The organism is Paramagnetospirillum caucaseum, from assembly GCF_000342045.1.
Taxonomy (GTDB): Bacteria; Pseudomonadota; Alphaproteobacteria; order Rhodospirillales; family Magnetospirillaceae; genus Phaeospirillum; species Phaeospirillum caucaseum.
The window spans coordinates 1-18,318 of sequence record NZ_AONQ01000061.1 but is presented as its reverse complement, the minus strand read 5'-3'; the positions used below and the strand labels follow the sequence as shown (position 1 = coordinate 18,318).

Genomic DNA, 18,318 nt, shown 5'->3' with positions numbered 1-18,318 from the left:
GCCGCGTCCCCCTTCTCAACCGTTGCCCCACCAGTAGACCCAGACGAACAGGAATACCCAGACCACGTCCACGAAGTGCCAGTACCACGCCGCCGATTCGAAGCCCACGTGCTTGGCCGGCGTGAAATCGCCTTTCCGCACCCGGTGCAGGCAGACGGCGAGGAAGCACACGCCGACGAAGACGTGGAAGCCGTGGAAGCCGGTGGCCATGTAGAACACCGACGGATAGATGCCGCCGGTGAAGGCGAACGCCGCCTCGCCGTATTCGTAGATCTGCACGCTGAGGAACAGCAGGCCGAGCGCGATGGTGACGGCCAGCCACAGCTGGGTGGCGCCGCGGCCGTCGTGGCGGAGCGCGTGGTGGGCCTTGGTCAGGGTGACGCCCGAACTCATCAGGATCAGGGTGTTGACGAAGGGGAGGTGCCAGGTGTCCAAGGTCTGGATGCCGGCCGGCGGCCATTGGGGCACCATGGGGGCGACGCCCAGGGCCGAGTGGAAGAAGGCCCAAAAGAAGCCGGCGAAGAACATCACCTCCGAGGCGATGAACAGGCCCATGCCGATGCGCAGGCCGTGGCAGACCTCCTCCGAATGCGCATGGCCCGAACGGGCCTCGTGGAAGATGTCCCGCCACCAGGCGGCCATGGTGAAGGCCACCATGGCCAGCCCGACCAGCATCACCGTGGTGTGGCCGTGGTCGCGGAACCAGTCCACCGCGCCGTAGACCAGCACCAGGGCGGAAATGCTGCCCACCAGGGGCCAGGGGCTGGGATCGACCAGATGGAAGGGATGGGGCGCCCCATGGCCGTTGCCGGGAGCGCGGGGGGTGGCGTGGGCGTGGCTCATGACCGTCCTCTTTCGTCAGTGGCGTTGGCAACGGGAGCGCTGGTATTGAAGAAGGTGTAGGAGAGGGTGATGGTGCCGACTTCGCCGGTATGGGGATCGGCGGCCATGGCCGGATCGACCACGAAACTGACCACCATGTCGACGCTCTGGCCCGGCTGCAGGGTCTGCTCGGTGAAGCAGAAACACTGGATCTTGGCCACGTACTTGCCGATCTTGTCGGGGGTGGCGTTGAACACGGCGTTGCCGGTGACGGGACGGTCCGAGAGGTTGGTGGCGGTGAACACCGCCAGATTGTCCTCGCCGAGCCGCACCTTCATCTCGCGGATTTGGGGGGCGAAGCGCCATTGCAGGCCCTTGGCCACCGAGGCGTCGAAACGCACCGTCACCATCTTGGCCGAGGGCGCCGACGAGTCCGCCGCCACCTGGCGGGGCGGGCCGCCGATGCCGACGGCCTGGCAGAAGGCCCGGTACAGCGGCACGCTGCCGATCACCAGCCCCATCATGGCGGCGATGATCACCACCAGTCCCGCCAGGGTCGCGCCGGTGCGGCGTCGGGGGCTCATGGTCCTTACTCCGCCAAATGGGGCAGTTCGTCGAAGCTGTGCAGCGGCGGCGGCGAACTGACCGACCATTCCAGGGTGGTGGCGCCCGATCCCCAGGGATTGGCTTCCACCGCCTTGCCGGCGGTGAAGGTGCGCCACACCACCACCAGGAAGAACACCGTGCCGGCGAAGGCGACGTAGGCGCCCACCGACGATACCAGATTCCACCCGGCGAAGGCGTCGGGATAGTCGGGAACCCGGCGCGGCATGCCCTGGGCGCCCAGGAAATGCTGCGGGAAGAACGCGACGTTGACGCCGACGAAGGTCAGCCAGAAGTGGATCTTGCCCAGGGTCTCGGGATACTGGTGGCCGCTCATCTTGCCGATCCAGTAGTAGAAGCCGGCGAAGATGGCGAACACCGCGCCCAGGCTCAGCACGTAGTGGAAATGGGCCACCACGTAATAGGTGTCGTGCAGCGCCACATCCACCGGATTGTTGGCCAGCACCACGCCGGTGACGCCGCCCATGGTGAACAGGAAGACGAAGCCCACCGCCCACATCATGGGGACGCGGAAGGTGATGGAGCCGCCCCACATGGTGGCGATCCAGCTGAACACCTTGATGCCGGTGGGCACCGCGATGACCAGGGTGGCGGCGGTGAAATAGGCCCTGGTGTCCACGTTCAGACCCGTGGTGAACATGTGGTGCGCCCAGACCACGAAGCCGACGAAGCCGATGGAGACCATGGCGTAGGCCATGCCGAGATAGCCGAACACCGGCTTCCTGGAGAAGGTGGAGATGATGTGGCTGATGATGCCGAAGGCCGGCAGGATCATGATGTAGACTTCGGGGTGGCCGAAGAACCAGAACAGGTGTTGGTAGAGCAGCGGGTCGCCGCCGCCGGCCGGCGCGAAGAAGGTGGTGCCGAAATTGCGGTCGGTGAGCAGCATGGTCAGCGCCCCGGCCAGCACCGGAATGGACAGCAGCAGCAGGAAGGCGGTGACCAGCATGGCCCAGACGAACAGCGGCATGCGGTGCATGGTCATGCCCGGCGCCCGCATGTTGAGGATGGTGCAGATGAAGTTGATGGCGCCCAGTACCGAACTGATGCCGGCCAGGTGCAGGCCCAGGATGGCGAAATCCACCGACGCGTCGGGGTGATAGGTGGTCGACAGCGGCGGATACAGCGTCCAGCCGGTGCCGGCTCCGGCCCCTTCGACCATGGACAGCAGCATCATCACGAAGGCGGGGGGCAGCAGCCAGAAGCTGATGTTGTTCAGCCGGGGAAAGGCCATGTCCGGCGCGCCGATCATCAGCGGCACGAACCAGTTGCCGAAGCCGCCGATCAGGGCGGGCATCACCGTGAAGAACACCATGGTCAGCGCGTGGGCGGTGACGAACACGTTGTACATGTGCCAGTCGCCGCCGAACAGGGCGCCGTTGGGCTGAGCCAGCTGCATGCGGATGACCACGCTCATGGCGCCGCCCAGCAGGCCGGCGATCACCGAGAAGATCAGGTACAGCGTGCCGATGTCCTTGTGGTTGGTGGAATAAAGCCAGCGCCGCCAGCCGTGGGGCTGGGCGTGGCCGTGGTCATGTGCTGCGGCGATGCTCATGGCCGGTCCTCCCCTCTGGTGGCAAGGGCGACGGACGTCCCCGGACGAGTGCCGTCGATGCGGGCGAATTTCGTCTTGGCCTGGGCGAGCCAGGCGGTGAATTCCTCCTTGGGGACCGCCTTGACGTGGATGGGCATGAAGCCGTGGTTGACGCCGCACAGCTGCGAGCATTGGCCGTGATAGTCGCCGGGCTTGTCCACCTGGACCCAGGTCTCGTTGAGACGGCCGGGCACCGTGTCGGTCTTGACCCCGAAGGCGGGAACCGACCAGGAATGAATCACGTCGTCGGCGGTCATCTGCAGCCGGATGGGCACTCCCACCGGCACCACCAGGGCGTTGTCGGCGGTCAGCAGGCGGGGCTGGCCGGGCTTCAGATCCTCGGCCTGCACCATGTTGCTGTCGAACCTGACGTCGTGGTCGGGATATTCGTAGCTCCAGTACCACTGATGGCCGACGATCTTCAGGGTCATGTCGGCGTCCTGGACCTTGTCCATGAAATAGAGCAGCCGGAACGACGGAATGGCGATCAGCAGCAGGATCACCGCCGGTATGGCGGTCCACACGATCTCCAGCGGCGTGTTGTGCGACCAGGTGGCCGGCTTGGGATTGCGGTCGGCCCGGAAACGGGTGCAGGCATAGAGCAGCAGCCCGGAGACCAGCAAGGTGATGACGACGATCACGCCGTTGATGAAGGTGGCCAGTGACGCGATGCGTTCCATGGTGGGGGAGACCCCGTGCTGGAACGAGAAAGCCCAGGGTTGCGGCTCGCCGGCCAGGGCCACCGGTGCCAGGCCGATGAATGCAGCCGCCGCTGTTAGGGCCAGAATGGACCTGTTCATGTCGAATATCCCTCCCTGCCGTCATCCCATCCGCAGCAAATTTTCCCACTCGCGGATGAAATACTGCGCCTGAAAGTCATTCTAATTAGTGGGGCTTCCATAACCCCATTCCAAGACCCTCCGGCAAAAAAGGTGGTTTGGACTTGAAACTTATGGCGGAGGTCCTACATTCGCATCATCTGATAAAATGGGGTGTCCAACATGCTTTCGCGGCTTTTCGGTCTTTCCCCGTCGCCGGCCAGCGATAAGGTTCATGTGGTCGAGCCGGCGCAGATCCGCCAGTGGTGGGAGGCGGGCTCCATCGTCCTGGTGGACGTGCGCGAGTCCGACGAATACGCCGCCGAGGCCATCGCCGGTTCCATCAACCTGCCGCTCTCCACCTTCGACCCGGCCCGCATGCCCAGGCCCGAGGAAGGCAAGCGGCTGGTGATCCATTGCCGCAGCGGCGTGCGCTGCGGTACCGCCACGGCCAAGCTGCTGGCCGCCGGCTGGGACGGCGAGATCAACCGCATGCAGGGCGGCATTCTCGGCTGGAAGGCCGCTGGCGGCCCCACCGTTCCCGGACGCTGACAGGCGCCTGCCGTCAGGCTAGAATGGCCCCTCCAAGGGGGCCGCCGTGCGCAGTCTTGCCGTTTTCATGGCCGTGATGGTGTTGGCCGCCGCGTCTCCGGCGCGGGCCGATGGACAGGCGCGGCTGATGGCCGAAACCTGCACCGTCTGCCATTCCCCCGAAATCCATTCCCCCCTTCCGTCCCTGGCCGGGCGTCCGGCGGGGGATATCCTGCGGGTGCTGCTGGCCTTCCGCGACGGATCGCGGCCCGCCAGCATCATGGACCGCATCGCGCGGGGCTACTCGCGCGAGGAACTGGGCGCCATCGCCGGCGAGCTGGGCCGGAAGGGGGCGCCGTGATCCTGTCTCTCACCCGGCGGGCACTGCTGGGCGGCGGAGCGGCCCTGTTGGCGGCGCCTTGCCTGTCGGCGGGGGCGAAGGCGGCCTCGGTGGTGATCGTCGGCGGCGGCTTCGGCGGGGCGACGGCGGCCCGCTCCCTGCGCCGGGCCATACCCGACCTGCGCATCATCCTGGTCGAGCCCCACCACCTCCACGTCACCTGTCCGGGCTCCAACGCGGTGGTCGGCGGGCTGGGGCCGCTGTCGCGGCTGGAGCACGGCTACGATCAACTACGCTCGCGGTTCGGCGTCGAGGTGGTGCGCGACAGCGTCGCGGCCATCGAGGGCGACGCGCGGCGGGTGCGCCTGCTGGGCGGCGGGTGGATCGCCTATGACCGGCTGATCGTCTCGCCCGGCATCGATCTGCTGTGGAACGAGATCGAGGGCTATGACGAGGCCGCCGCCGCGGTCATGCCCCATGCCTGGAAGGCCGGCGGGCAGACCGCCCTGCTGCGCCGCCGGCTCGAGGCGGTGGAGGACGGCGGCGTGGTGGTGATCGCCGTGCCGGGCAATCCTTTCCGCTGTCCCCCCGGCCCCTACGAGCGGGCCGGGCTGATCGCCTGGCATCTGTCCCGGACCCGCCGGGGCTGCAAGGTGCTGATCCTCGATGCCAAGGATTCCTTCTCCAAGCAGGCGCTGTTCCAGGAAGGCTGGGCGGCGCTGTACGGCGACATGGTGGAATGGGTGTCGGGGGCCGGCAACGGACGGGTGGTGCGGGTCAACGCCGCCGAGGGCTGGGTGGAAACCGATTTCGACCGCTTCACCCCGGCGCTCGCCAACATCATTCCCCCCCAATCCGCCGGACGCGTCGCGGTGGCGGCGGGGCTGGCCGATGCCGGCGGCTTCTGTCCGGTGGACCCGGCGACCTTCGAATCCCGCCGGATGCCGGGAATCCATGTGATCGGCGATGCCTGCATGGCCGGCGAGATGCCCAAATCCGCCTCCTCGGCCAACAATCAGGCCAAGATCGCGGCGGCGGCGGTGGCGGCCTCGCTGGCCGGACGGGACTTCGCCACGGCCAAGGCCATCAACGTCTGCTACAGCCTGCTGGCCCCCGACTACGCTGTTTCGGTGGCGGGAGTCTACGAGGTGGCCGGCGGCCGCCGGGCCGGGGTGGCGGGGGCGGGCGGCATCAGCCCGCTGGGCGCCGACCCCCATGTCCACAAGGCCGAGGCCGAATACGCCGCCGGCTGGTATGCCGGCATCTGCGCCGATGCCTGGGGGGCATGATACCTTCCGTTAAGGATAAGCTGTATATGCTGGGCATGTAGTCGCTTCCACGGAGGAGTGAACGACCATGGGCCAGAAGGCTGCGCGCCGCGAGAAACTGGCGGCAATCCGGGACCGGGTCTGGGCGATCATCGCCGCACCCGAAGCCCACTCCCTGATGTCGCGGGAGCGGGCCCTCGATTCCCTCGGCTATCTGTGGGAAATCGAGAAGGACGGCGGCAGCACCCTGCTGGTCCTGTGACATGAACCGGCCCGTCCCCTCTCGGGGGCGGGCCAATCCCTTCCGATCCGCTCAGCGCGGTCCGCAGCGCCGCGCCATGCGGGCGCGGGTCTCGGCCTCGTCGGCGCAGTCGCGGCAATGCTTGGCGTAGGGATTGGCGGCAAGGCGCTCGGCCTCGATCTCTTCGTTGCAGGCGCGGCAGATGCCGGTGGACAGCACGGATTCCGTCCGCTCCAGGACCGCCTGGATGGCGGCGGCGTTCAGCATGTCGGTGCGTTCGGCGGCCAGATCGATATCGTCCATTCCCCACTCTCCTTAAGAGTTGCCCAACCCGCCATATGGTGGCAGGAGGCGCGGGGCTAATCAATATCTATGATGGATGCCTATTGTGCCGGTTTGGGAATCCAGGTGAGCACGGCGCCGCCGTCCTCCTGGCTGCACAGATCCGCCAGTTTGGCCGCCGAGACGCGGAGCGGCATGGTGCCGTTGATGGACAGCAATCCCTTGCGCACCAGCTTCCAGCCCACCGATACGCAGGCGGTGGGCGGAACCTTGTCGGCCACCAGGGCCAGCATGCTGCCGTTGCGCTCGGTACGGATGGTGCCGCCGAAGACGTGGGGAACGGGGCCTCCGCCGGCATGGGCGGCGGCCTCCATCTGCTCGGCGAAGGCTTCCGGCGTCGCCGCCACATTTCCGCTCAAGGTCTGGGGCCGCATCATCAGAGCGGCGGCTCCCATGGCCGCCACCACGGCGACGATGCCGGCCAGGGCCAGCAGCTTGACCTTGCCGCCGCTCGACGGCGGGCGGGCGGGGGTGGCGATGAACGCTTTGGAGTGGGCTGCGGACGTGGTGGCCATGATGTTTCCCCGCCTTCTGTCGGGTGATACTAAGAATCACATCATGCCAGGGATTGCTTAAGGCAAGGTTGATGGCGGAGCGGAGACCGGAAAAGGACGAAGGCCCCAGGTTTCCCCTGGGGCCTTCGATGGTGGGCGGTACAAGGATTGAACTTGTGACCCCTGCGATGTCAACACAGTGCTCTACCGCTGAGCTAACCGCCCTTTTTCGTCCGCCCCGCTGGTCGGGTCCGGCCGAGGGCGATCTTTTAGCGTCCTTCTTCCGGCATTGCAAGCCCTTCTGAAATGCCTGCACAATGGAAAATGAATCAGGACTAAACCGGCAGCTTTCCGCGAGCGGGGTATGACACGAGCCGGGCGATTTGCTAAGAAGGGCGGGCAAGCCATGGATATCATGCCCGCCGAGATCATGAACCACGACGCCGCCGTGCTGAGGGTGTTCGAGCCGCCCCGGCAAACGGTGCCGCTCGTTTTCGCCTCTCCCCATTCGGGCCGCGACTATCCCTCCGAGTTCGTGGCGCAGTCGCGGTTGGACGCCCGCATGCTGCGCCGTTCCGAGGACAGCTTCGTGGACGAGCTGTATGCCGGCGTGGTCGGCCTGGGGGCGCCGCTGATCGCCGCCTTGTTCCCCCGGGCCTATTGCGATCCCAACCGCGAGCCCTACGAACTGGACCCCGCCATGTTCTCCGGCGCGCTGCCCGAGTACGCCAACACCCGCAGCCCCCGCGTGCTGGCCGGGCTGGGGACCATCGCCCGGGTGGTGGCCAGCGGCGCCGAGATCTATGCCGGCCGCCTGCCGGTGGCCGAGGCCGAGAGCCGCATCGCACGGTGCTACCGCCCCTATCACCGCCGGCTGCAGGGCCTGGTCGACGCCACCCGCCAGGCCTTCGGCTGGTCGCTGCTGGTGGATTGTCACTCCATGCCCTCGGTGGGCGGTCCCATGGACCGGGATTCGGGCTTAAGCCGGGTCGACGTGGTGCTGGGCGACTGCTTCGCCGCCGCCTGCTCGCCGCTGTTCACCCAGGTGGCCGAGGATGTCTTCGCCCGGCTGGGCTACCGCGTGGTGCGCAACGCGCCCTATGCCGGCGGCTTCACCACCCGGCATTACGGCCAGCCGCGCCAGGGCAGCCACGCCCTGCAGATCGAGATCAACCGCGCCCTGTATATGGACGAGGCCCATCATTGCCACGGCCCCGATTTCGAGCGGGTGAAGGCCGACCTGGAAAAGGTGGCGGCAGCCCTGGCGGCGGCGGCCCGGGAGTTCGGCCGGGCATGAGCCGTCCCAGCAGCGCTCCGCTTTCCGTGGAAATCCGCGAGGCCACCGACGACGACATGGCGGCGGTGCACTCCATCTATGCCTTCTACGTGTCGCGCACCGCCGCCTCGTTCGAGGAGGAGGTGCCTTCCGCCGAGGAGATGCAGGCCCGCCGCGCCGCCGTGGCGGCGCGCGGCCTGCCGTTCCTGGTGGCGGTGGAGGAGGGCGAGGTGCTGGGCTACACCTATGCCGGCCCGTTCCGCCAGCGCTCGGCCTATCGCTACACGGTGGAGGATTCCATCTACGTGGCGCCGTTCGTGGTGCGCCGGGGGATCGGCCGCGCCCTGCTCGCCGCCCTGATCGAGCGCTGCACGGCGCTGGGCTACCGCCAGATGATCGCGGTGATCGGCGATTCCGCCAACCAGGGCTCCATCGCCGTGCACCGGGCGCTGGGCTTCGGCCAGGAAGGGGTGCTGCGCGGCGTCGGCCTGAAATTCGGCCGCTGGGTGGACGTGGTGATCATGCACCGCACCTTGGGCGGCGACGACCGGCCGCTGCCCGACGGCGCCACGGCGCCGCCGCTGCTGTCGGCCGCCGATCCCGAACTTCCCTAATCCGCCGCCAGGGGCAGCCGCAGGGTGAAGGCCGTGCCGTGGTCGGCCGGGGGGCTTTCGACGGCGACGGTGCCGCCATGCATGTCGACGATCCGCTTGACCAGATAGAGGCCGAGCCCGACGCCGCACACCCGGTCGGTTTTGATGGAGCGGTAGTATTTCTCGAAAATCTTGTCGCGTTCGCCGGCCGGGATGCCCGGGCCGCGGTCGCGGATGGTGAGCTCGGCGTGGCCGGGTCTGCGGCCGACCGTCACGGTGACCGGGCTATCGGGAGGGGAAAACTTCAGCGCATTGTCGATGACGTTGGAAATGGCGATGCCGATCAGGTTGCTGTCGCCGACCACGAAGACGTCCTTTTCCACGCGGATATCCAGGGGCCGCGATCCGGCGGAGAACTGGTCCGCCGCGCAGGATTCCTCCACCAGCGCGCCCAGGTCGAAGCGCGCGGCATCCAGGGGGCTGGCCGATGAATCCAACCGCTCCTCGTTGAGATACTCGTTGATCAGGTTCGACATCCGCGCCATGGCGCGGTTGATCTTGGCGAGTTCCTCGTCCAGTTCGCCATTGCCGCGGCCGTAGATGGCGATCAGCTGGGCGGCCCCGGCGATGGTGGAGAGCGGGCCGCGGAATTCGTGGGAGACCATGGAGAGAAAATTCCGCTGCTCGCCCATGGAGCGGAGGACCGCCTCGGCGGCATCCTCGGCCTTCTTCTTGCTTTCCTCCAGTTCTGCGGTCTTTTCCCGCACCCGGGCGTCCAGTTCCTCGTTGGCGGTCTGCAGGCCGGCCTCGGCCATCTTCATGCTGCCGATGGCGTCCTTCAGGCGGACGGCCATGTGCGAGACGCTGTCCTTGAGGGAATCCAGTTCGTCGCCGCTCGAGACGCCGTCGGGGGCGGGGGGCTGGCCCAGATCCTCCAGTACCGCCTCGACCTCGCGCTTCAGCGGAGGCAGGCGGCTGGTCACCAGCACGTGGAGCAGCCAGCCCATGAACCCGGCGACCAGGAAGGTCTTCACTGCGTTGCCGAAGAGAATCTCGGCGGTCAGGGTGAGGACCGCCACGTAGATGGCGTCGATGCTGGCGACCACTTCCAATGTCCCCAGGATCACGCGGCCGGTGGTGGTCTCGCGCTCCAGGGGGAAGCTCCGGCTGATGGAATGGGACGAGTTCGCGTTTCTCTGCAACCATGTCCGGCCTTCCGGAGTGACGATGCGCGCCTCCTGGAAGTGCGGCATGCTGGTCAGCGCCTGCAGCGCCAGACTGATCTGGGGTTCGTTGAAGGTCCACACGCTTTCGGAAATGGAGGGCAGCAGGATCTCCAGATTATCCAGTTGCCGCTTCACCGCCGAATGCCGGTCGGTGAATTCGTTGGTCAGCTGCAGCACGCTGATGATCAGGGTGATCACCGAACTGAAGACGATGGTGTAGAGGATGATGCGCCGTCCCAGGGGCCTGGCGTCTTGTCGTCCGAGAGGGTTCAATCCGGGGCTCTTCAAACGTGACTGTCGGTCGTGGCAGGCCAATGGGGGCTAGCTCTATGGATATATACCAGAGATACGGGTGGCGCGCCCAGCCCTCAAGGCGGGGATGAATTCCGGGAACCGTGGATGGGGTGCTTGACCATCGTCAATGCGAGTGAGTCTTAATCTCACCAATGGTCGTGTGAGAGTGATTTTCATAATCATCTCCCGGAGATGTTCCGATGACCCGCCGCCGTTCCGTAGCGCTTCTTTCCGCCGCCTTCACCATGTCGTCTCCCGCCTGGGGGCAGGAGGCCGCGCCGGCCGGGCCGGCGCTTTCCGCCAATCCAGTGGTGCCGGTCCTGACCCAGCACGCCGCTCCCGGCCCGTTTCCCATCCTGCCCATGTGGGACCTGGGATGGGCGCCGGCCGAGATGGCCTACCGCCGCGACAAGGTGCGTCCGGGACCGGGCGTATTGGCCTCGGTGATGGGGGCGGCGGCGCCCATCAAGCTGGGCACCGGCTACGGCAGCGGCGGCAACGCCATGGAGCATTTCGCCCAGGGAACCCTGGCCCATTCCCTCGGCATGGTCCAGGTCGGTGGAAAAGGCCGGCCAGTACGAGGACGGCAACGGCGCCAAGGTGCGGACCGGCTATGACCGCCATACCGAGCAGATCGCCATGGCCTATCGCCCCAACGGCGACTCGTCGATGCGGCTGATGGTGGTCCACGACCTGATCGACGACCACAAGCTGCCCCTGGCGGCGACCGTCTCCCAAAGCGGCGTCACCCTGTCGGAAGGCTACGGCGCCGACCCGGTGCGGACCGAACGGACGCTCGGCGTCGCCTCGGTGGAGACGGCGCGCCCCCTGGGGGTGGTCGACAAGCTGAAGGCGGAGGTCCGCTTCTCGGAACTGCAGCGCGCCGCCAACAATTTCCAGCACCGGCCGGAAACCGCCACGGCCAGCCGCAACGAAGCCAGGCCCAACCGCCAGGAGATCGGCGGCACCCTGAGCGGCGAGAGCGCCCTGGCCGACACTCTGCTGGGGCGGCTTTCCCTGTCGGCCAAGAGCATCTGGCACGACGCCGAGCGCTACGGCGGCCCAGCCACCGCGCTGACCACCCTGTCGGGCTTCCAGTTCCCGGGCGTCGAGATGTGGGAGAATTCGGCTAACGTCGATCTGGCCTGGAAGCCCGCTCCCCAGACCAGCGTCAATCTCGGCCTGCGCTACGATTACGTGGTCGCCGATGCCACCAAGGCCGACACCAGCACCACGGTCGGTTCCTTCACCAGCACGTCGCGGCAGCTCTACGCCATGTATTACGGCAATTCGTCGGTGTCGCGCGACGACCACCTGTTCAGCGTCAAGCTGGACGGCGAGCAGAAGCTGATGGGCGATTCCCTGTCGCTGACCGGCTCGGTGGGCCGCATCATGCGGGCCGCCGACACCATCGAGCGTTATTTCGCCCTGCCATCGGTCAACAACGCCACCGTCGCCGGCACCGCCAGCCGCCAGATCGGCAATCCCAACATGGCGCCGGAAGCCCATTACCGTGCCGAGGCCGGCGCCGCGCTGAAGGGCGACGACTGGGTCGATTACGGCCGCAAGCGGCCGGGCGGCGACGACTGGGCGGCCAGCCGCTCCTGGCGGATGTCGGTGTCGGGCTACGTGGACGAGGTCAAGGACTTCATCAGCCGCGACCGCGCCCACGGGCAGTCGGGGGTATTGCTCAACGACAACGCCTTCATCTGGCGCAACGTCGATGCCCGTCTGGCCGGGGCCGACGCCGAATTCGCGGTCAACCTGACCCGCCACTGGTCGACCCGGCTGGTGCTGTCCTACCGCTGGGGCCACAACACTTCGGAAGGCCGGGCGCTGTACGGCATCTCGCCCCTGGAGGGCAACTGGCTGGTGGATTACCAGGACACCCTGGCCGATATCGGGTCGTGGAACGCCGGCGCCAAGCTGCGCGCCGTCGCCGCCCAGGGCCGCACCGATTCCGATCCCAGGACCGGCAGCGGCTACGACGTGGCGACCCGCGGCGGCTTCGCCCTGTTCGACCTTTACGGCGGCGTGCAGTTCCACGACACCGTCGGCCTGCGGCTCGGCGTCGACAACGTGCTGGACAAGACCTATGCCGAGCACCTGCCCGCCAACGCCACCGACGACGCCAATCCGTCCTCCGTCAACGGGCCGGGCCGCAGCTTCTACGCTCGCGCCGTCGCCACCTTCTGAGCCGAAAAGGATTTCACCATGCATCAGTTTTCGCGCCGCGCCGTGCTGGGCGGCCTGGGTGGCCTGGGCGTCGCCGGCCTGCTTCCCTCCGCCGGCCGGGCCGCTCCGCTCCTGGACAGCCTGACCATCGCCGGCATGCCGGCCACCCCGTCCGTGGTTCTCGCCCACATGGTGGAATCCGACGCCCTGGCCGGCCATGTGGGCAAGGCCCGTCTCAAGCTGTGGCGGACCCCCGATCAGGTCCGCGCCGGCGTGGTGTCGGGCGAGATGAAGGTGTTCGGCATCCCGGCCTATTCCTGCGCCAACCTGAAGAACCGGGGCGCCCCGGTGCGCATGCTCAACATCATGACCTGGGGCCTGCTCTACGTCATGAGCCGCGACCCCTCCATCACCCGCATCGAGGATCTGGCCGGCCGCACCATCTTGCAATCCTTCCGGGGCGATGCCCCCGACCTGGTGTTCCGCCAGATCCTGCGCAAGCTGGGCATGAATGCCGACAAGGACGTCACCCTCAACTACGTCGCCACGCCGACCGAGGCCGGCCAGCTGTTCCTGGCCGGCAAGGCCGACGTCGCCATCCTGCAGGAGCCCATGGCCACCGCCATCCAGATGCGCGGCATGCAGGCGGGCATCAGTGTCCACCGCGTCCTCGACCTGACCGAGATCTACGGCAAGGTCAACAACCGCAAGGCGGGGATTCCCCAGGCCGGTCTGGGAGTCTCGGAGGAACTGATCCAGCAGCGGCCCGAACTGGTCCGCGCCATCCACCAATCCTGCGTCGCCAGCGCCCGCTGGGTGGGCAACAACCCGGCCAGCGCCGGGCGGCTGGGCACCGATTACCTGGACCTGCCGGGGCCGATCATCGAACGCTCGCTGCCCCATTTCCGCCTGGGGGTGGTTTCGGCAGCCGAGTCCCGCGCCGAGATGGAGGCGTTCTTCGGCGACCTGCTGGAGATGTCCCCCGACATCCTGGGCGGCAAGCTGCCCGAGGGCGGGTTCTACTGGGGAGTCTGAGGTGAGCCGGAGCCGCGCCGCGCGGATTCTCGACTATGTGTGGGGAGGCTGGGGCGCCGGCGCCAGCCTCCTCCTGCTCACCGCCCTGTGGGAGGCCGGGCACGGCGCCTACGGCACCCTGGTGCTGCCCGCCCCCCGCGACACCTTCGCCGCCCTGTGGACCATGTCCGAGGCGGGCAAGGTGCTGCCCGCCGTGCTGGAGACCAGCCGCAACGCGCTGGGCGGCTTTCTCGCCGCCACCCTGGCCGGCGGCGTGCTGGGGGCGGCGGCGGGGGCGTCGGACATGATGCGCCGCCTGCTGCAGCCCATCGCCACCCTGCTGCTGGGCATTCCGGCCATCGCCTGGGTGGTGCTGTCGCTGCTGTGGTTCGGGGGAACCGGGCTGGCGGTGATGTTCACCGTCCTGATCACCACTGCCCCCATCGTCTTCGCCGGGACCGCCCAGGGTGTCCGGACCCTGGACGGCAGCCTGCGGCGCATGGCCCTGGCCTTCCGGGTGCCGGCGCCGGTCCTGCTGTGGGACGTCTATCTGCCGCACATGCTGTCCTATCTGTTTCCCGCCTTGGCGGCCGGTCTGGCCCTGTCGTGGAAGGTCACCGTCATGGCCGAGCTGCTGAGCGGTGCCGGCGGCATCGGCGACGGCCTCGCCTCGGCCCGCGTCCAGGTGGACACCGTCAAGGCTATGGCCTGGGTGCTGGCGGTGGTGGGCCTGCTGCTGGCGGTCGAGTATCTTCTGCTGGAGCCGGTCCGCCGCCACCTGCAGGTCTGGCGCCGCGAGATGCCCGGCACGGGTGCCGCCGGCACGGGAGGATTCTGATGCCGGGTCTGGAGATCAGGGGGCTGAGCCACTCGTTCGGCCCCCAGACAGTGGTCGAGGATCTGTCCTTCTCGCTGCCCCAGGGCGAGGTCGGCTGCCTGCTCGGGCCGTCGGGCTGCGGCAAGACCACCGTGCTGTCCATGGTCGGGGGTCTGCTCCTTCCCGCCGCCGGGACCATCGATCACAGCTTCCGCCATCCGGTCTTTGTGTTTCAGGACCCCTGCCTGTTGCCCTGGCGCGACGCCCGCGACAACATCGCCTTCGGCCTGAAGGCCATGGGCGTGGGCCGCCGCCAGCGTCTGGAACGGGCCGACCGGCTGATGGAGATTGTCGGGCTGGCCTCCGACGATGGCGCCAAGTTCCCCCACGAACTGTCGGGCGGCATGCGCCAGCGCGTCGCCCTGGCCCGCGCCCTGGCGGTGGAGCCCGACCTGCTGCTGCTGGACGAGCCGTTCAGCGCGCTCGACGTCGGGCTGCGCCGCCAGATGCAGTCCCTGGTCCGCCGCCTGATCGCGGAGCGGAACCTCACCGCCCTGCTGGTCACCCACGATCTGGCCGAGGCGGTGCGCCTGGCCGACCGCATCCTGGTGCTGTCGCCGTCGCCGGGGCGGGTGGCGGCCCGGCATCATATTCCCGAGCCCTTCGTCCAGCGCGACGACGGCTTCGTTCATTGCATGGTCAATCGCCTGCTGGCCGACCCGGCCACCGCCCAGGCGCTGGCGGTGGAGTTGTCGTGATGGTGTGGGTCTATGGTTTCCGGGTGTTCTTCCTGATCCTGCCGCTGGCGGCCATGGGCGCGGTGGCACCCCTGCCGCTGCTGTGGCTGGGCGGGGCAGGGGGGGGCGCCATGGGCGCCTGGCACGGCCACGAACAGGTGTTCGGCTTCCTGGCGGCCGCCCTGGCCGGCTTCCTGCTGACCGCCCTGCCCAGCTGGACCGGCTGCCGGCCGGTCACCGGCGGCGCGCTCAAGGCCATGGCCGCCCTGTGGCTGGCCGGGCGGATCGGCTTCTGGCTGGACGGCGTGCTGCCGCCCTGGCTGGTGGCGCTGCTGGACCTGGGGTTCCTGCCCGCCTTGCTGGCCACCGCCCTGCCGGCCCTGGGACGCAAGGAGCGGCGTCCCTGGGAATTCTGTCTGGTGCTGGCGGCGCTGATCGCCGGCAACGCCGCCTTCCACCTGGAGCGGCTGGGCGTCGTCGCCGTGGCGGCGGACCGCATCCTGTTCGCCGCCATCGACCTGTTCCTGGTCCTGGTCGCCGTCGCCGCCGGGCGCATCCTGCCGGTGACCATCCGCTCGGCCTTGGTCGAGGTCGGCCAGCCGCCCGACATCCGCCTGCCGCCCGGCCGCCGCCATCTGGCCGCCGCCACCCTGTGCCTGATGGCCGTGGCCGAACTGGCCGCGCCGCACAGCCCGGTCACCGGCTGGCTGGCCCTGGCCGCCGCCTGCGCCCAGGCCGACCGCATGACCGAGATGCACCACGGGGCGGCCCTGCGGCGGCCCCAGGTCATGCTGTTCTACATGGCCCATCTGTGGATGGTGGTGGGGCTGGGTGGATTGGGGCTGGCCATCCTGGGGCTTCCCCTCGATCCCCTGGCCATGCGTCACGCCCTGGGGCTGGGCGCCGCCGCGACCACCGTGCTGGCGGTGATGTCCATCGTCGCCCTGCGCCACACTGGGCGGCCCTTTCCCCTGCCGCGCGCCGTATGGGTGGCGCCCGCCCTGGTCGGGCTGGCCGCCGCCCTGCGGGTGGGGGTGCCCCACCTGGACCCCGAGGCCATGGGAGTGTGGGGCGTGACGGTTCCGGCCTTGCTGTGGTCGGCGGCTTTCGGCTTCTGGCTGTGGCGCTTCGCGCCCTGGCTGACCGCCCCCCGGGTGGACGGGCAGCCGGGATAGGCGGCCCTACCCCATTGAAACAAAAAGAGAGCCGCTGGGTTGCCCCAGCGGCTTGAGTTTTGGGAGGAAAGTGATGGCAAAAGCAACCCATTGAATCCATTGATTTCCGCCATTTATTAGGGGATAGTCTGGGGGAAAATGTGGGGGAAGTTGCTGTGGCCTCTGGAATCCGCACCGGAAAAATACCGTATCTGGTCAAGATTCGTGGCATATATCATTACGAGAGAGATTTTGACAAAGAGATACAGGGTAAGGTCGTGTTTGCGGGGAAGGCCCTTGGCCGACGGGTTCGAAAGTCACTTAGTACCAGCGAACAATCTCGTGCATTGCTCGGCTATACAGGCATTCATCTAACCATCGAAAAGGCCATTGAGGAGGCGTGGAAAGGAACCAAGCCACCAAGGCGTCGAGTTTCCGAGATGGGGGTTGACGACATCTTGGACGGGCTTGCAGCCCAAATTAAAACCGGGAAAATTGGCGGTACGGTTGATGATTTGATCGCGAATTTCGAAGCAACCCAATACGTTGAACTTTCCCCTCAGCTACGCAATAAGTTCCATGATCTTGCCATTACTGCGGCCCGTTCGGCGGTGCGGGAGATGATGGTTGGTTTAAACTTCAACCCCGCCATCATCGGGGCTGGAAATTTTATTGATTCAAATCCCGATAGGGCAGCCCCACTTGCCAAAATTGTCTCTCTAAAAGACGCAATTGAAAAATTTAAAAGCAATCCTGAGCGGCAAGAATTAGCATCATCGAATATTACAAATTACAGCACAATTTGCGACGTTATTTTGGAGACTCTTGGGGGCAATACAAATATTGCCTACATCAACCGCGATGATATTATTAGGGTTCGCGAAATAATTCGGTATTTGCCTGCCAATGCAAAGGAAAATTCTGCATTTTCTGGACTGACATACGAGGATATTTCAAGGATTATCAGGAGGGAGGTTGGTGAAATAAAGTTGGAATCTGAAAAAGATGAAATAGGTGAAGATGACTTGATTGATGCCATTCAGGGGCTTGGCGTTTTGAAAATTTCAACAATCAACAAATATCTAACAAACATGGGGACGGTGTTTGAGTTTTTTAGAGTGAATGGTTGGGTGCCATTGAATCCTGCAGAAAAAATTAAGTTGAATGACGGCGGCTATCAATCGATCCGGGAGGCTTTTCCGGACGAAAAGTTGATCAAACTATTTAATTGTAAATATAATTTTGATGGGGTTGGCTGGTTGCCGTATCTCGCATTGTATCACGGGATGCGTGGAAACGAATTGGCACAACTTGATGTAACTGATGTTGTTCAAGAGGATGGGGTTTGGTGCTTCAACGTGTCTCCAAGCGTTCGGGTGTCCCATCTTATAGCCTTGTCAAAAACTGTGAAAAATAAGAAGCCGCGATTTGTCCCGATACACTCACGGGCAATCGAGCGTGGATTTCTTGATTACGTGGAATCCAGAAGGGCAGGGGGGACGTCGAAGGTATTTGATGCAACGAAAATCAAGAGCGGAAACTATCTAACGTCTCTGGCAAGTCAGATTGACGAAATCTTGGCCCCAGTAAAATCGCCACAGCATACATTGCATTCATTCCGGCATAATTTCGCCCAACGGGCTGAGCTAGTCATGGAGGATTCAATGTTAAAGACCTTGGGTGGTTGGTCTTTGCCTAAGTCGGCCGATGAACGCTATAAGAAGGGGATACCTGTAAGCCATTTAAAGCAAGAGATCGAAAAAATAGTTTTTCCCGTGTAATAATCTAACCATACTATTTGGCACCACCCAAAGCTTTCGCCATCGACAGAACCTGATCCCGGACCTTGGGATCGGTGATGGTGAAATAGGCCCGTACCAATTCGAGGGTTTCCCGCTTTGTCATCGGATCATCGTCGGGTACATCGACTGACTTGGTGACGTTGCCACGGATCACCT

The 18,318-nt window shown here is 65.9% G+C and carries 20 protein-coding genes and 1 tRNA gene; 13 read left to right on the top strand and 8 right to left on the bottom strand.

Going from position 1 to position 18,318, the window contains the following annotated elements; all coding sequences use genetic code 11:
• Positions 1-15: 15 nt before the first annotated feature.
• From H261_RS17745 to coxB, 4 genes are read right to left on the bottom strand one after another with little or no spacing between them, the layout of a single operon-like run.
• Entirely contained in the window at positions 16-843 is an 828-nt protein-coding gene (locus H261_RS17745) for a cytochrome c oxidase subunit 3 (RefSeq protein WP_008620234.1), read from the bottom strand.
• On the bottom strand, positions 840-1,406 hold the full coding sequence (locus H261_RS17740; protein ID WP_008620228.1) for a cytochrome c oxidase assembly protein: 567 nt from the start codon (positions 1,404-1,406) through the stop codon (positions 840-842). The genes H261_RS17745 and H261_RS17740 overlap by 4 nt, the downstream gene beginning before the upstream one ends.
• Positions 1,407-1,411: 5 nt before the next feature.
• A complete protein-coding gene (ctaD, locus tag H261_RS17735; RefSeq protein ID WP_008620226.1) occupies positions 1,412-3,001 on the bottom strand; it encodes a cytochrome c oxidase subunit I in 1,590 nt (529 codons plus the stop codon).
• Positions 2,998-3,840 carry a cytochrome c oxidase subunit II gene (gene coxB / locus H261_RS17730; RefSeq protein WP_008620224.1) on the bottom strand — a complete coding sequence of 281 codons (843 nt, stop codon included), beginning with the start codon at positions 3,838-3,840 and terminating at the stop codon, positions 2,998-3,000. The genes ctaD and coxB overlap by 4 nt, the downstream gene beginning before the upstream one ends.
• A 201-nt stretch (positions 3,841-4,041) precedes the next feature.
• Here coxB and H261_RS17725 point away from each other — a divergent pair, with 201 nt between their 5' ends.
• From H261_RS17725 to H261_RS25820, 4 genes are all read left to right on the top strand, one after another.
• Entirely contained in the window at positions 4,042-4,410 is a 369-nt protein-coding gene (locus H261_RS17725) for a rhodanese-like domain-containing protein (RefSeq protein ID WP_008620222.1), read from the top strand.
• A 46-nt stretch (positions 4,411-4,456) separates the two neighbouring features.
• Positions 4,457-4,750, top strand: coding sequence for a c-type cytochrome (locus tag H261_RS17720; RefSeq protein WP_040476812.1), 294 nt, complete (start codon positions 4,457-4,459; stop codon positions 4,748-4,750).
• Positions 4,747-6,018, top strand: coding sequence for an NAD(P)/FAD-dependent oxidoreductase (locus tag H261_RS17715; protein ID WP_008620220.1), 1,272 nt, complete (start codon positions 4,747-4,749; stop codon positions 6,016-6,018). Before H261_RS17720 ends, H261_RS17715 begins: the two co-directional genes overlap by 4 nt.
• Before the next feature lie 67 nt (positions 6,019-6,085).
• Positions 6,086-6,259 carry a hypothetical protein gene (locus H261_RS25820; RefSeq protein WP_008620218.1) on the top strand — a complete coding sequence of 58 codons (174 nt, stop codon included), beginning with the start codon at positions 6,086-6,088 and terminating at the stop codon, positions 6,257-6,259.
• 51 nt (positions 6,260-6,310) lie between these two features.
• On the opposite strand, the gene H261_RS17710 is transcribed toward H261_RS25820, so the two are convergent.
• The 3 genes from H261_RS17710 to H261_RS17700 all read right to left on the bottom strand — a co-directional run bounded on the left by H261_RS17710 (position 6,311) and on the right by H261_RS17700 (position 7,299).
• Positions 6,311-6,541, bottom strand: coding sequence for a TraR/DksA C4-type zinc finger protein (locus tag H261_RS17710; RefSeq protein ID WP_008620216.1), 231 nt, complete (start codon positions 6,539-6,541; stop codon positions 6,311-6,313).
• 80 nt (positions 6,542-6,621) lie between these two features.
• The gene (locus H261_RS17705; protein ID WP_008620213.1) at positions 6,622-7,095 is read right to left on the bottom strand and encodes a hypothetical protein; all 474 of its coding nucleotides are present in this window, start codon (positions 7,093-7,095) and stop codon (positions 6,622-6,624) included.
• A 129-nt stretch (positions 7,096-7,224) separates the two neighbouring features.
• A tRNA-Val gene (locus H261_RS17700) sits at positions 7,225-7,299 on the bottom strand.
• A gap of 181 nt (positions 7,300-7,480) precedes the next feature.
• On the opposite strand from H261_RS17700, the gene H261_RS17695 reads away from it, so the two are divergent.
• Together H261_RS17695 and H261_RS17690 are read left to right on the top strand one after the other, a co-directional pair.
• Positions 7,481-8,371 carry an N-formylglutamate amidohydrolase gene (locus H261_RS17695; protein WP_008620211.1) on the top strand — a complete coding sequence of 297 codons (891 nt, stop codon included), beginning with the start codon at positions 7,481-7,483 and terminating at the stop codon, positions 8,369-8,371.
• The gene (locus H261_RS17690; protein WP_008620209.1) at positions 8,368-8,964 is read left to right on the top strand and encodes a GNAT family N-acetyltransferase; all 597 of its coding nucleotides are present in this window, start codon (positions 8,368-8,370) and stop codon (positions 8,962-8,964) included. The genes H261_RS17695 and H261_RS17690 overlap by 4 nt, the downstream gene beginning before the upstream one ends.
• Here the strand turns inward: H261_RS17690 and H261_RS17685 are convergent.
• Complete coding sequence (locus tag H261_RS17685) at positions 8,961-10,442, bottom strand: ATP-binding protein (RefSeq protein WP_008620207.1); 1,482 nt, start codon at positions 10,440-10,442, stop codon at positions 8,961-8,963. The two genes, H261_RS17690 and H261_RS17685, sit on opposite strands and share 4 nt — an antisense overlap.
• A gap of 221 nt (positions 10,443-10,663) precedes the next feature.
• Here H261_RS17685 and H261_RS17680 point away from each other — a divergent pair, with 221 nt between their 5' ends.
• From H261_RS17680 to H261_RS23985, 7 genes are all read left to right on the top strand, one after another.
• Positions 10,664-11,080 (top strand): hypothetical protein, encoded by a 417-nt coding sequence (locus H261_RS17680; protein ID WP_008620205.1) that lies wholly within the window; start codon positions 10,664-10,666, stop codon positions 11,078-11,080.
• On the top strand, positions 11,022-12,659 hold the full coding sequence (locus H261_RS17675) for a TonB-dependent receptor domain-containing protein (RefSeq protein ID WP_008620203.1): 1,638 nt from the start codon (positions 11,022-11,024) through the stop codon (positions 12,657-12,659). The genes H261_RS17680 and H261_RS17675 overlap by 59 nt, the downstream gene beginning before the upstream one ends.
• A gap of 18 nt (positions 12,660-12,677) precedes the next feature.
• Positions 12,678-13,673 carry an ABC transporter substrate-binding protein gene (locus tag H261_RS17670; protein WP_008620202.1) on the top strand — a complete coding sequence of 332 codons (996 nt, stop codon included), beginning with the start codon at positions 12,678-12,680 and terminating at the stop codon, positions 13,671-13,673.
• Between the two features lies 1 nt (position 13,674).
• On the top strand, positions 13,675-14,490 hold the full coding sequence (locus H261_RS17665) for an ABC transporter permease (protein WP_008620200.1): 816 nt from the start codon (positions 13,675-13,677) through the stop codon (positions 14,488-14,490).
• On the top strand, positions 14,490-15,227 hold the full coding sequence (locus H261_RS24550) for an ABC transporter ATP-binding protein (protein WP_008620198.1): 738 nt from the start codon (positions 14,490-14,492) through the stop codon (positions 15,225-15,227). The genes H261_RS17665 and H261_RS24550 overlap by 1 nt, the downstream gene beginning before the upstream one ends.
• Positions 15,227-16,381 (top strand): NnrS family protein, encoded by a 1,155-nt coding sequence (locus H261_RS24545; protein WP_008620196.1) that lies wholly within the window; start codon positions 15,227-15,229, stop codon positions 16,379-16,381. Before H261_RS24550 ends, H261_RS24545 begins: the two co-directional genes overlap by 1 nt.
• Before the next feature lie 155 nt (positions 16,382-16,536).
• A complete protein-coding gene (locus tag H261_RS23985) occupies positions 16,537-18,141 on the top strand; it encodes a site-specific integrase (RefSeq protein WP_152426947.1) in 1,605 nt (534 codons plus the stop codon).
• Positions 18,142-18,318 lie beyond the last annotated feature (177 nt).

Excerpts from the sequence above, each read along its gene's own strand:
- H261_RS17745 (WP_008620234.1), bottom strand. The coding sequence starts at position 843 with ATGAGCCACGCCCACGCCACCCCCCGCGCTCCCGGCAACGGCCATGGG.
- H261_RS17740 (WP_008620228.1), bottom strand. The coding sequence starts at position 1,406 with ATGAGCCCCCGACGCCGCACCGGCGCGACCCTGGCGGGACTGGTGGTG.
- ctaD (WP_008620226.1), bottom strand. The coding sequence starts at position 3,001 with ATGAGCATCGCCGCAGCACATGACCACGGCCACGCCCAGCCCCACGGC.
- coxB (WP_008620224.1), bottom strand. The coding sequence starts at position 3,840 with ATGAACAGGTCCATTCTGGCCCTAACAGCGGCGGCTGCATTCATCGGC.
- H261_RS17725 (WP_008620222.1), top strand. The coding sequence starts at position 4,042 with ATGCTTTCGCGGCTTTTCGGTCTTTCCCCGTCGCCGGCCAGCGATAAG.
- H261_RS25820 (WP_008620218.1), top strand. The coding sequence starts at position 6,086 with ATGGGCCAGAAGGCTGCGCGCCGCGAGAAACTGGCGGCAATCCGGGAC.
- H261_RS17710 (WP_008620216.1), bottom strand. The coding sequence starts at position 6,541 with ATGGACGATATCGATCTGGCCGCCGAACGCACCGACATGCTGAACGCC.
- H261_RS17705 (WP_008620213.1), bottom strand. The coding sequence starts at position 7,095 with ATGGCCACCACGTCCGCAGCCCACTCCAAAGCGTTCATCGCCACCCCC.
- H261_RS17695 (WP_008620211.1), top strand. The coding sequence starts at position 7,481 with ATGGATATCATGCCCGCCGAGATCATGAACCACGACGCCGCCGTGCTG.
- H261_RS17690 (WP_008620209.1), top strand. The coding sequence starts at position 8,368 with ATGAGCCGTCCCAGCAGCGCTCCGCTTTCCGTGGAAATCCGCGAGGCC.
- H261_RS17680 (WP_008620205.1), top strand. The coding sequence starts at position 10,664 with ATGACCCGCCGCCGTTCCGTAGCGCTTCTTTCCGCCGCCTTCACCATG.
- H261_RS17670 (WP_008620202.1), top strand. The coding sequence starts at position 12,678 with ATGCATCAGTTTTCGCGCCGCGCCGTGCTGGGCGGCCTGGGTGGCCTG.
- H261_RS24550 (WP_008620198.1), top strand. The coding sequence starts at position 14,490 with ATGCCGGGTCTGGAGATCAGGGGGCTGAGCCACTCGTTCGGCCCCCAG.
- H261_RS24545 (WP_008620196.1), top strand. The coding sequence starts at position 15,227 with ATGGTGTGGGTCTATGGTTTCCGGGTGTTCTTCCTGATCCTGCCGCTG.